Here is a 12,485-nt window from a genome sequence, read left to right as displayed (position 1 = left end):
TCGGCGGTCAGCGGCACCAGCACCCGCAGCACGTTGCCGTAGGTGCCGCAGGACAGCAGGATCAGGCCCTTGTCGCGGGCCTTGGCGACGATCTGGCCGGTCAGGGCGGCATTCGGTTTGTGCAGATCGCCACCCTCGCATAGTTCCATGGCGATCATCGCTCCGAGGGCGCGCACCTCGCCGATCGCCTTGTGCTTGGCCTGGATGGCCTTGAGCCCCGTGACCAGCCGCTCGCCGACCGCCTTGCAGCGTTCCAGCAGCTGTTCCTCCTCGAACACCTCCATCACCGCCAGGGCCGCGGCGCAGGCAATCGGGCTGCCGGCGTAGGTGCCGCCCAGGCCACCGGGGGCGATGGCGTCCATGTATTCGGCCTTGCCGCACACCCCGGCCACCGGGAAACCGCCGGCGATCGACTTGGCGAAGGTGGTCAGGTCGGCGGCCACACCCATCTGTTCCATGGCGAAGAAGGTGCCGGTACGCCCGGCGCCGGTCTGCACTTCGTCGGCGATCAGGAGGATGCCGTGCTGGTCGCAGAGCGCGCGCAGGCGCTGCATGAATTCTTTCGGCGCGACATAGAAACCACCCTCGCCCTGCACCGGTTCGATGATGATGGCGGCGATGTCGCGCGGCTCGGCGTCGTTCTTGAAGATGCGCTCGATGCTCGCCATGGCGGCGTCGACGCTGACCCCGTGCAGTTCGCACGGATACTGGGCGCGGAACACGCCGCCGGGCATCAGGCCCATGCCGGCCGAGTAGGGATTGACCTTGCCGGTCAGGCTCAGGGTCATCATGGTGCGGCCGTGGTAGCCGCCGGTGAAGGCGATCACCCCGGCGCGGCCGGTGGCGGCGCGGGCGATCTTCACCGCATTCTCCACCGCCTCGGAGCCGGTGGTGACCAGCAGGGTTTTCTTGGCGAAGTCGCCCGGCACCCGGGCGTTGATCTTCTCGCACAGCTCGACGTAGGGCTCGTAGGCCAGCACCTGGAAGCAGGTGTGGGTCAGCTTGCTCAGCTGTTCCTGCACCGCGGCGACGACTTTCGGGTGCAGGTGGCCGGTGTTGAGCACGGCGATGCCGCCGGCGAAGTCGATGAACTCGCGGCCCTCGACGTCGGTGACCGTGGCGTTCTGCGCCCGCTCGGCGAAGATCGGGTGGATCTGGCCGACGCCGCGCGGGACGGCGGCGGTGCGGCGTTGCATCAGGGAGTCGTTGGTTTTGCTCATGGTGTCCTCAGGCGAAACGTGAACGGTAGGGTGCGCCGTGCGCACCGGATCAAAGGTTCTGCCTCACCCATCCACCGCTCTCACGGAGCGTAGCGAGCGAAGGGGAGGCAAGGCGGCGGGGCCGGGAAAAAGCGGAGTTGGCTTTTGCCAATGAGCATTTTTCCCGGCCCCGCCAACGCAGCATCAGCGAAGCGCAGTAGCGACTACAGGCCCATACACAGGTATTTGACTTCCAGGTACTCATCCAAACCGTACTTGGAGCCTTCACGGCCCAGGCCCGAGGATTTCATGCCGCCGAACGGCGCCACTTCGGTGGAGATCACCCCGGTATTGATGCCGACCATGCCGTACTCCAGCGCCTCGGCCACACGGAACACCCGACCGAGGTCGCGGGCGTAGAAGTAGGCGGCCAGGCCGAATTCGGTGTCGTTGGCCTGACGGATCACCTCGGCCTCGTCGCTGAAACGGAACAGCGGCGCCAGCGGGCCGAAGGTCTCCTCGCGGGCCACCGCCATCTCGGCGGTCACGCCGCTGACGATGGTCGGCTCGAAGAAGTTGCCGCCCAAACTGTTGCCGCCGGCGACCAGGGTTGCGCCCTTGTCCAGGGCGTCACGCAGATGCCGCTCGACCTTGGCCACCGCCTCGGCGTTGATCAGCGGGCCGGTGGTGACGCCGTCGTCCATGCCGTTACCGACCCTGAGCTTGGCCACCGCCGCCTGCAGCTTGGCGGCGAAGGCATCGTACACGCCGTCCTGCACATACAGGCGGTTGGCGCACACGCAGGTCTGCCCGGCGTTGCGGTACTTGGAGATGATCGCGCCTTCGACCGCCGCATCCAGGTCGGCGTCGTCGAACACGATAAAGGGCGCATTACCGCCCAGCTCCAGCGACAGTTTCTTCAGGGTCGGCGCGCACTGCTGCATCAGCTTGATGCCGACGCCGGTGGAGCCGGTGAACGACAGCTTGCGCACTATGGGGTTCTCGCACAGCTCGGCGCCCACCTCACGGCTGGCGCCCACATCCGCCGGGATCACGCTGAGCAAGCCGGCCGGGATGCCGGCGCGCTCGGCCAGCGCGGCCAGGGCCAGGGCCGAGAACGGCGTCTGCGGCGCCGGCTTGAGCACCATGGCACAACCCACTGCCAGGGCCGGACCGGCCTTGCGGGTGATCATGGCGCTGGGGAAGTTCCACGGGGTGATAGCGGCGGTGACGCCCACCGGCTCCTTCTGCACCAGGATGCGCTTATCCATGGCATGGGCCGGAATCAGGTCGCCATAGGCACGCTTGGCCTCCTCGGCGAACCACTCGATAAAGGAGGCGGCGTAGGCGATCTCGCCGCGGGCCTCGGCCAGCGGTTTACCCTGCTCGGCGGTCATGATCCGCGCCAGGTCTTCCTGGTTGGCCAGGATCAGCTCGAACCACTGGCGCAGGCGATTGGCCCGCTCTTTCGCCGTCAGCGCGCGCCAGGCCGGCTGGGCGGTTTGTGCGGCCTCGATGGCGCGACGGGTTTCGCCGCGGCCCATGTTCGGCACGCTGCCGATCGGCTCGCCACTGGCCGGATTGAAGATATCGGTACGCGCGCCGCTGTCGGCTTCGCACCACTGGCCGTTCACATAAGCCTGCTGACGCAGCAGGCTGGGGTCCTTCAACTCAAGGCTCATGCGGGCTCTCTTGTTCGTTTGGCGATCAGGTGGGTTGCTGGGTGCGCATTTTCTCGCTGCGCCCGCGCAGCCATTCCAGGGTCAGCAGCAGCAGGATGGAGAAGCCGATCAGCAGGGTCGCCGCCGCGGCGATGGTCGGCGACAGGTTCTCGCGGATGCCGCTGAACATCTGCCGCGGCAGAGTGGCCTGCTCCGGACCGGCGAGGAACAGGGTCACCACCACTTCGTCGAAGGAGGTGGCGAAGGCGAACAGCGCGCCACTGATCACCCCGGGGGCGATCAGCGGCAGGGTCACCCGGCGGAACGCGGTCAGCGGCGAGGCGCCGAGGCTGGCGGCGGCACGCACCAGGTTGTGGTTGAAGCCCTGCAGGGTGGCCGACACCGTGATGATGACGAAGGGTACGCCGAGCACCGCATGCACCACGATCAGCGACAGGTAGCTGTTGCCCAGGCCCAGCGGGGCGAAGAACAGGTAGCTGGCCACCCCGACGATCACCACCGGCACCACCATGGGCGAGATCAGCAGGCTCATCACCAGCGCCTTGCCGCGGAACTCGCCGCGGGTCAGGCCGATCGCCGCCAGGGTGCCGAAGACCATGGCCAGCACGGTGGCGGCCGGGGCGATGATCAGGCTGTTCTTCAGCGAACGCATCCAGTCGGCGGACATGAAGAAGTCCTCGTACCAGCGCAGGGAAAAGCCCTGCAGCGGGTAGACCAGGAAGCTGCCGGAGTTGAACGACAGCGGGATGATCACCAGCACCGGCAGGATCAGGAACAGCAGCACCAGCGCGCAGAGGCTGCGCAGGCTGTAGTACCAGACGCGCTCGACGGGTGACAGGTAGGGGCTCAGCATAGATCTCTCTCCATCCTAAGGTTGCCCTCGCCCGGCGGGCGAGGACGACAGGGTCAGGTCAGGCCAGGCGCAGCCGGCTGGCGCCGACCAGCCAGCTGTAGACCACGTAAAGCACCAGGGTGGCGCCCAGCAGCAAGCCGCCGAGGGCCGTGGCCATGCCCCAGTTGATGGTGGTGTTGGTATAGAAGGCGACGAAATAGCTGATCATCTGGTCGCTCGGGCTGCCCAGCAGCGCCGGGGTGATGTAGTAGCCGATCGACAGGATGAACACCAGCAGGCAGCCGGCGCCGACCCCGGCCAGGGTCTGCGGGAAGTACACCCGCCAGAAGCTGGCGAAGGGGTGGCAACCCAGCGACACTGCCGCGCGCATATAGGTGGGCGAGATGCCCTTCATCACGCTGTAGATCGGCAGGATCATGAACGGCAGCATGATGTGCACCATGGCGATGTACACCCCGCTGCGGTTGAACACCAGCTGCAAGGGTTCGTCGATGATGCCCAGCGACAGCAGCGCACCATTGATCAGGCCGCCGGACTGCAACAGCACGATCCAGGCCGCCACCCGCACCAGGATCGAGGTCCAGAACGGCAGCAGCACCAGGATCATCAGCAGGTTGCTCTGCCGGGTCGGCAGGTTGGCCAGCAGGTAGGCCAGCGGGTAAGCCAGCACCAGGCAGATGGCGGTGATCACCAGACTCATCCAGAAGGTGCGCACGAAAATGTCCAGGTAGATGGCCTGGTCCGGGGTGGCACTGGCCAGCTCGCCGAGATCGTCGATGCGATGGTCGAGGGCGGCCAGCAGGTAATAGGGGGTGAAGCTCGAACTGTTGCGGCGGATCACCTGCCAATAGGCCGGGTCGCCCCAACGCTCGTCCAGGCTTTCCAGGGCGTCCTTGTAGGACGCAGGTTCGCTGGCGAAGGGCAGCGCACGGGCGGTGCTGCTGATCAGGCTGCGAAAGCCGGCCAGTTCCATGTTCAGCCGCTTGGACAGATCACCCAGGCTGCGCTGCTGACGCGCCTCGACGATGTCCAGGCTCACGGCGCGATAGACCGCCTCGCCCGGCAGTGCCTTGCCGTTCCATTCGGCGATGGCCGCCACGGTAAGCGGCAGGCTGGCGACCACTTCCGGGTTGTCCACGCTGCGCCAGAGCAAGGCGCCGATGGGCACCAGGAAGGTCAGCAGGAGAAACACCAGCAAGGGCAGGATCAGCGCCTTGGACTTCAGCCGATTAAAGCGTTCGGCGCGGGCCAGACGCTGCTTGAGACTGGTACTGGTGATGGGCAGGTCGGTGACAGGCATTACGCTGGCCATGGAAAACTCCGCATGCAACGGCCGCACTAGGCGACGGGTAAACACAGGCAAAACAGGCAAGGCCCCGGCCTTGCGGCCGGGGTCGGGGCGGCTTTAGTTGCGCGCAGCCCAGGCATTGAAGCGCTGTTCCAGCTGCTCGCCGTAGTCGGCCCAGAAGGTCACGTCGATGGCTACCTGATCCTTGATGTTTTCCGGCGTGGTCGGCATCACGTTCAGACGCTCGGGCGCCAGCAGGTCGATGGCCTGTTTCTTGGCCGGGCCGTAGGCGATGTTTTCGGCGAAGACTTTCTGCGGCTGCGCTTGCACCGAGAAGGCGATGAACTGCTTGGCTTCTTCCTGATTCTTGGCGCCGCGCGGAATGGCCCAGGAGTCGAAATCGTAGATACCGCCGCTCCACACCACCTGCAGGTTGCTTTCGGCCTGCACCGCGGCGATCCGACCGTTGTAGGCCGAACTCATGACCACGTCGCCGGAGGCCAGGTACTGCGGCGGCTGGGCGCCGGCTTCCCACCACTGGATATGCGGCTTGAGCTCATCCAGCTTGCGGAAGGCCCGGTCGACGCCGTCACGGGTGGCCAGCACCTTGTACACCTCGGCCGGTGCAACGCCATCGGCCATCAGGGCGAATTCCAGGGTGTACTTGGCGCCCTTGCGCAGGCCGCGCTTGCCGGGGAATTTCTTCACGTCCCAGAAATCGGCCCAACCGCTCGGCGCGCCGCTGAGCTTGTCGGCGTTGTAGGCCAGCACCGTCGACCAGACGAAGAAGCCCACGCCGCACGGCTGGATAGCGCCGTCGATGAAATCCTCCGGGTTGCCGAACAGCGCCGGATCGAGCGGCTCGAACAGACCCTCGTCACAGCCGCGGGCCAGCTCGGGCGATTCCACTTCGAGCAGGTTCCAGTTGACGCTGTTGGTGTCGACCATGGCCTTGACCTTGGCCATCTCGCCGTTGTATTCGCCGGCCAGGATCTTGTTGCCGGTTTCTTTCTCGAAGGGCTCGTAGAAGGCCTTGACCTGCGCCTCCTTGCTCGCGCCGCCGAACGAAATCGCAGTCAGGTCGGCCGCCATCGCCGGAACTGCAAGGGCCACCCCAACGGCCAGGGCCGCCAACTTCAGGGATCTCGACATTGTTGTTATCTCCTCTGTGTCACATGGGTAAGGATGAAGAATTGCCCGGATGGGTTCAGTCCGGCTGCTGCGGATCCAGGGCGCGGACGTGCTCGACCTGCCAGCCGAGCGGCACCAGATCGCCAACGGCCAGAGCGGAATCCAGCTCGGCCACCGGCTGCTTGATGTAGAAATCGCTTTTGCCGCAGACCTCCATGCGGATGCGCACGTGGTCGCCCAGGTAGACGAACTCCGCGACGCGCCCGGAGAAGCGGTTCGGGCAGGCCTCGCTGTGGCCGTTCAGGCGAATCCGCTCGGGGCGCACCGACAGGGTCACCGGCTCGCCAGGCTGACCGACGTTGACCGCCAGCGCCTCGACCCGCTCGCCACGGGCCAGGCCGACCACGCAGCGCTCGCCATCGCGGCTGATCAGGTGACCGCTGAGGCGGTTGTTCTCGCCGATGAAGTTGGCGACGAAGGTATTGCTCGGCTGCTCATAGAGGGTGCGCGGCTCGGCGATCTGCTGGATCTCGCCCTGGTGGAACACCGCGACCCGATCGGACATGGTCAGCGCCTCGCCCTGGTCGTGGGTGACGTAGACCACGGTCACGCCCAGGCGCTGGTGCAGGTGCTTGATCTCCATCTGCATGTGCTCGCGCAACTGCTTGTCGAGTGCGCCCAGGGGTTCATCCATCAGCACCAGCTGCGGCTCGAACACCAGGGCGCGGGCCAGGGCCACACGCTGCTGCTGGCCGCCGGAGAGTTGCCCGGGATAGCGGTTGCGGAAGCTGTCCAGCTGCACCATCGACAGCGCACGCTTGACCCGTTCGCTGGTATCGGTGCGCGACAGGCCGCGCACGCTCAGGGGAAAGGCCAGGTTCTCGGCCACGGTCATGTGCGGGAACAACGCATAGTTCTGGAACACCATGCCGATGTCGCGCTTGTGCGGTGGCAGCTTGGTCAGCGAGCGACCGCCGAGGAGGATTTCTCCGGCGGTGGGGGTTTCGAAACCGGCCAGCATCATCAAGCTGGTGGTCTTGCCCGAACCGGACGGCCCGAGCAGGGTCAGGAATTCGCCCTTGCGGATGTCCAGATTGAGATCCTTGACGATCAGGTTCTCGCCGTCATAGCTCTTCTGCACACCGCGAAAACTCACCAACACATCGTTTGCCTGAGACTCGGACATCACCGCACCCTTTGTTGTTGTCTGTACGTCGTTGGCTACAGACTAGGGGCAGCACGGCAGTGAAAAAATCGGGCAGGATGACGACCTGTCATCAGATCGACGGAGAGTTTCGTGTAGGCATCGCCCTACAAAGAACAAGGGCATGCCACGAGCATCAGACCAGGCGGTGTTCCATGGCATAGCGCACCAGGTCGGCCATCGAGTGCACCCCGAGCTTCTGCATCAGGCGCGCCTTGTGGGTACTCACGGTCTTGTTGCTGATCGCCAGGTGCAGGGCGATGTCGTTGACTCCCTCGCCGCGCACCAGACGCTCGAACACCGAGAATTCGCGCTCGGAGAGCTGGGCATGGGGCGGCCGCGAATCGGTCAGGCCGACCTCGAAGACCATGCGGTCGGCCAGGTCCGGGTCGATATAGCGGCCACCGCCGGCCACCTTGCGGATGGCGCTGATCAGCAGCGCCGGGTCGCTGTCCTTGGTCGCGTAACCGGCCGCGCCGATCTTCAGCGCACGGGCGGCCATCTGCGCCTCGTTGTGCATCGACAGCACCAGGATCGCCGGTCCGTTGGCCAGCGCACGGATCCGTGGAATCGCCTCCAGGCCGTTGACCCCGGGCATGCTGATATCCAGCAGCACCACGTCGCAGGCGGTCTTGCGCAGGCACTCGAGCAACTGCTCGCCATTGCCGGCCTCGCCCACCACCTCGAGGTCGCGGGCCATGCCGATCAACTGCTTGATACCTTCACGCACTATGGCGTGGTCCTCAGCCACTATCACCCGAATCACGCCACTTCCTCCTCAGCCACCGCCACTCGTGCGCACAGGGTAGTGCCCTCGCCGGGCTGACTGTCAATCTGCAACCGGCCGCCGAGCATCAAGACCCGCTCCTGCATGCCGACCAGGCCGAACGACTGTCCCGGCTTGCGCTGCTCGGGCGCGAAGCCTTTGCCGTCGTCGCTGACGCACAGGCACAGCTCGCCGTCCTCCAGGCGCAGGCTCACCTGGACGCTGTGCGCGCCGGCGTGGCGCATGATGTTGGTCAGCGCCTCCTGAAGAATGCGAAACAGGCCGATGGCCTTGGCATCGCTGAGTTTCGGCAGGTTCTCCGGCACCTCGACCATGCACGGGATCTGGGTGCGCGCCTCGAAGCGGCGCACCTGCCACTCGATGGCCGAGGCGATGCCGGCATCGAGAATGGGCGGGCGCAGGGCGGTGGCCACATCGCGCACCAGCTGGAACAGCTGGGCGATCAGGCGCTTCATGTTCTGCAGGTGCTTATCCAGCTCCGGCAGTTGGCCGGAGCAGACCAGCTCGCACATGGCGGTTTCCAGCTTGAGCACGGTGAGCACCTGGCCCAGCTCGTCGTGTACCTCGCGGGCGATGCGCGCCTTTTCCTCCTCGCGGACGCTCTCCAGATGCGCCGACAACTCGCGCAGGCGCGCCCGTGACTCGCCCAGCGCCAGCTCCACCTGCTTGTTCTCGCTGATGTCCCAGACGATCCCGTCCCACACCACCCGGCCCTCGCCCAGGCGCCGCGCGGTGGCCTTGATATCGGCCCAGCGCAACTGGCCGGCGCGGGTGAGGATGCGTCCCTGCCACTGCCAGTCGCGGTCGCCGGCCAGGGCTGCGTCCTGGCTGCGCCGGTAGCTGGCCTGATCGTCGGGGTGCACCAGGCTGCGAATTCCGCGGTCGGCGCGCTGCAACTCGGCGGCCGGATAACCGACCAGTTCGACACTGCCTTCGCTGATATAGGCGAACACCACCTGCTGCTCGACGGCGGTGCGCTCCAGGCGAAACACCAGACCGGGCACGTTGCCGGCGATGCCCTTGAGCCGCGCCTCGCTCTCCTGCAGGGCGGCGCGGGCACGGCGGCGCTCGGTGACATCGGCGAGGAACACCACCAGGTATTCCGCCCGGTCGAAGCGCAGGAAACTCAGCGACACATCCACCGGCAAGCCGCTGCCGTCGGCACGCAGGCACTCGCTCTCGAAACCCGGCAAGGCCTCGTCGCTGCTGCGCGCCAGCTTCCACAGGCTCAACCAGCGGTCCATATCCAGACTGGGTTCCAGCGCCTGCAACGGCAGGTCCACCAGTGCCCCGCCGGCATAGCCGAGCATGTCCTCGGCGGCGCGGTTGGCATAACGCACATGGCTGTCCCAATTGACCCAGAGAATGCCCACGGTGCTGTGGTCGATGGAAAACTGACTGAGGCGCAGGGCCTGTTCGGCCACCTCGCGCTGACTCAACTCCTGGCGCACGCCGAGCAGTTGACGCTCCAGGCCGCGGCGCTGCTGACGCAGATGCAGGACGATGGCCGCGGTGCTGAGCAAGGCCAACAACAGCAACAGCGCGAGGCCGCGCCAGAAAGCCAGGGACTCGCCGATCTGCGGGTACTTCAACGGCAGCCAGCGTTCGCGCAGAAGCTCGATCTCGCGCCCGGGCATGGCCTCCAGGGTCCGTTCGAGGATTTCCGCCAGCAGCGGCTCGTCGCGCCGGCTGGCGATACGCAGCAACTGCGGCAGGCCGATATCGCCGACGATGCTCAGGGCCGCGAACTGCGGCTCGCGCAGCAGCAGGCTGAGGCGCGCCTCGTCGACCACGGCGTAGCTGACCTCCTGGCGCAACAGGCGCAGCAGGCCTACCCGCTCCGAACTCACCGCCTGCAGGCGCAAGTTGTTGTGGGTCTTGTACAGGTACTCGAACACGGCGCTCGGCTCGCGCACCGCGACCAGCTCATCGTGCCCCAGGCGGTCGAGGTCGACCGCGCTGATGCCGCGCTGCTCGCTCACCACCAGGTGCGGCACCCGCATGTAGGGCGCGGAATAGAGCCACAGACGCAGGCCGCGCGGGGTCTGCTGCAGTCCCGGCGCGAGATCGACCTCACCGCGCCGCACCGCCCCATCCAGCTCGTCCTGCTCGGCGAAACGCACCCACAGCGGCTCGACCCCCATGCCCTGCAGCAGGCGGCTCATCAGCTCCACATTGGCCCCGGAAAGCCGCTGCTGGCGCCGGTCGTACAAGGCCCAGGGCGCCTGCATGAGCAGGCCCACGCGCAACTGCCGATGCTCGGCGAGCCAGGCCTGCTGCTCGGCGGTGTAGAGCGGACGCAGGGGCACCGCCGAGTCTTCAGCCCAGGCGAATAGTGGCCACGCCAGGAGCAGAAAGAGGATGCGCGACCAGATAGGACTCATACCAAAGTTACTCTGCCAGGGCAGCGGGATAGAATTCACAGGCGTGAAAATCGCCAACCTCAGCGCCAGACAGTCGTCACAGGCAGGCGTTGAGTTCACAAGTGCACATACCTTACTCCAGTCCAGGCCCGGCTCGCCAAGGGCTGGCACTGACAAAGCGCCATGCAAGCAGTAGGCTGAGGCGCTCATCGTCCGCCCCGGAGTCGTCCATGCCCCGCGCCATCCGCCCCCTGCTGACCGCCCTGAGCCTGAGCCTGCTGCTGCCGATCGGCGCGCCGGCCGAAGAAGCCGGCACCGCGAGCAACACCGCAGGCGACCAGGACGCAGCGCTTGATCCGTCCGTGGCAGCCGGGAGTCGTCCAGCACAAACCGAACGCAGTGCGGATGCCGCCCGCGCCTTGAGCCGCCACCTACCCGGCCAGGAACAGCAGTTGCTGCAGGCCGGGGATGAAGCCTTCCTGGCCCTGTGGCGTCCCGCCAATACGGCCGAGGCCCACGGCGTGGTGGTGCTGATCGCCGGCGCTGGCGAAAGCCCCGACTGGCCCAGGGTCATCGGCCCGCTGCGACGCAAGCTGCCGAATGCCGGCTGGCACAGCCTGAGCCTGAGCCTGCCCGACCCGCAGGACAGCCTGCCGCCAGCGCCCATCAAGGTCGCGAACGCGCCAGCGCCGGTCGACGCCGACCCTGCTGGCGAGCCGTCAGGCGCCGACGCGGCGAGCCTGCAGGCCGACCAGCCGCTGCAAGCCCCCGACGAACGCCACGCCCTGCGCATCAAGCAGCGTATCGCCGCGGCGCTGGAACTGGCCCGCCAGCAGCAGGCCAGACACATCGTCCTGCTCGGCCACGGCAGCGGCGGCTACTGGAGCACCCGCTATCTCAACGAAGAGCGCCCCGCCGACGTGCGCAGCCTGCTGCTGGTGGACATCCAACCGGCAGCCGACGCCAGCCCGGCACTGGACGAACTGCAAACCGGCCTCACGCTGGCCACCGGCGACTTCTACTACCAGGATCGGCAACTCGAACGCAACGCCGCCAGACGCATCCAGGCCAGCAAGCGCCAGGAGCACCCGGCCTATACCCAGGTGGCGCTCAAGGCCCTGCCGGGCAACCCCGAGGTCGAACAGGAGCAGCTGTACCGCCGCCTGCGCGGCTGGCTCACCCTGCAATTGAAAGCGCGCTGAACTGTCCGACAGACTGCTAACGAAAGCCACGCCGCTGGCGCACCAGGCCGTAGGCCTGGTGCAGTTCGCGGGTCTTTTCCGTGGCCTCGCGCAGGCGCTCGGGCGATACCCCGCTGCCGGCCAGCTTGTCCGGGTGGTGACGGCTCAACAGGCGCCGGTAGGCGCGCTTGATCTGCGCCGGCTCGCTGTCGGCGCTCACGCCGAGCAAGCGTAGCGCCTGCTGGTAGCTACCGCCGCTGGCCGCCAGTGGGCCTTGCTGCGGCGCATAGGCCGCGCTCAGCACTTGCTGGGTCGCCATCGACACGTCCAGCCACTTGCCCCACAGCAGAATCAATTCGCGCTCGGCCTGGCTGACCCGGCCGTCGACCCAGGCCATGCGCCAGCACGCACGCAACAGGGCTTCGGCCTGCTCGCGCTGGCGGCGCAAGGGTGCGCGCAGGCCATCGCGGCCGGTCTTGCCGCGGGCGAAGGCCGCGACTGCCCGCCGCTGGCCCGCGGCATCCAGGCCCAGGCGCTGCATCTCGGCCCGCGCCTGGAGGATATGCGCCTGCAGCACCCGGCCATCGCACTTGGCCAGGCGCCCGAGCAGGACAAACAGCAACTCCGCGTCCCCCGGATACGGCCTGGCGCCCAGCCGCTCGCGCAACGCCGCCCAGCTGTGCAAGCGCAAGCGCCGATCCACCACCTGACCGAGCAGCCCGCCGAGCAGGGCGCCGGGAATGCTGGCCAGGGCCAGGCCGCCAACGGCACCGAGCAGCGTCGCCGGCCAGAGCACC

At 67.0% G+C, this 12,485-nt stretch carries 10 protein-coding genes; 1 reads left to right on the top strand and 9 read right to left on the bottom strand.

The features are described 5' to 3' along the window. From gabT to BM315_RS04725, 8 genes are all read right to left on the bottom strand, one after another. The coding region (gabT, locus tag BM315_RS04760; protein WP_090498342.1) for a 4-aminobutyrate--2-oxoglutarate transaminase at positions 1-1,220 on the bottom strand (1,220 nt) is incomplete at its 3' end. Positions 1,221-1,423: 203 nt separating this feature from the next. Further along, positions 1,424-2,881: an NADP-dependent succinate-semialdehyde dehydrogenase gene (gene gabD, locus BM315_RS04755; protein WP_090498340.1), complete on the bottom strand. Its 1,458-nt coding sequence runs from the start codon at positions 2,879-2,881 to the stop codon at positions 1,424-1,426. Positions 2,882-2,906: 25 nt separating this feature from the next. Beyond that, complete coding sequence (locus BM315_RS04750; protein ID WP_090498338.1) at positions 2,907-3,734, bottom strand: ABC transporter permease; 828 nt, start codon at positions 3,732-3,734, stop codon at positions 2,907-2,909. 58 nt (positions 3,735-3,792) lie between these two features. Continuing rightward, complete coding sequence (locus BM315_RS04745; RefSeq protein ID WP_425287766.1) at positions 3,793-5,034, bottom strand: ABC transporter permease; 1,242 nt, start codon at positions 5,032-5,034, stop codon at positions 3,793-3,795. Between the two features lie 105 nt (positions 5,035-5,139). Further along, positions 5,140-6,174 carry an ABC transporter substrate-binding protein gene (locus BM315_RS04740; protein WP_090498334.1) on the bottom strand — a complete coding sequence of 345 codons (1,035 nt, stop codon included), beginning with the start codon at positions 6,172-6,174 and terminating at the stop codon, positions 5,140-5,142. A gap of 55 nt (positions 6,175-6,229) precedes the next feature. Beyond that, positions 6,230-7,339: an ABC transporter ATP-binding protein gene (locus BM315_RS04735; RefSeq protein WP_090498332.1), complete on the bottom strand. Its 1,110-nt coding sequence runs from the start codon at positions 7,337-7,339 to the stop codon at positions 6,230-6,232. Between the two features lie 154 nt (positions 7,340-7,493). Continuing rightward, positions 7,494-8,123, bottom strand: a complete 630-nt coding sequence (locus tag BM315_RS04730; RefSeq protein WP_090498330.1) for a response regulator — start codon at positions 8,121-8,123, stop codon at positions 7,494-7,496. After that, positions 8,120-10,528, bottom strand: a complete 2,409-nt coding sequence (locus tag BM315_RS04725) for a PAS domain-containing sensor histidine kinase (protein WP_090498328.1) — start codon at positions 10,526-10,528, stop codon at positions 8,120-8,122. The genes BM315_RS04730 and BM315_RS04725 overlap by 4 nt, the downstream gene beginning before the upstream one ends. Positions 10,529-10,737: 209 nt before the next feature. Here BM315_RS04725 and BM315_RS04720 point away from each other — a divergent pair, with 209 nt between their 5' ends. Continuing rightward, positions 10,738-11,709 (top strand): alpha/beta hydrolase family protein, encoded by a 972-nt coding sequence (locus tag BM315_RS04720; protein WP_090498326.1) that lies wholly within the window; start codon positions 10,738-10,740, stop codon positions 11,707-11,709. A gap of 16 nt (positions 11,710-11,725) precedes the next feature. Here the strand turns inward: BM315_RS04720 and BM315_RS04715 are convergent, their stop codons facing one another. Further along, the gene (locus BM315_RS04715; RefSeq protein WP_090498324.1) at positions 11,726-12,484 is read right to left on the bottom strand and encodes a DnaJ domain-containing protein; all 759 of its coding nucleotides are present in this window, start codon (positions 12,482-12,484) and stop codon (positions 11,726-11,728) included. Between the last annotated feature and the right edge of the window lies 1 nt (position 12,485).

This window comes from Pseudomonas borbori, from assembly GCF_900115555.1.
Taxonomy (GTDB): domain Bacteria; phylum Pseudomonadota; class Gammaproteobacteria; order Pseudomonadales; family Pseudomonadaceae; genus Aquipseudomonas; species Aquipseudomonas borbori.
The sequence above is the reverse complement of the archived record's forward strand: the minus strand, read 5'-3'. Positions and strand labels throughout refer to the sequence as shown.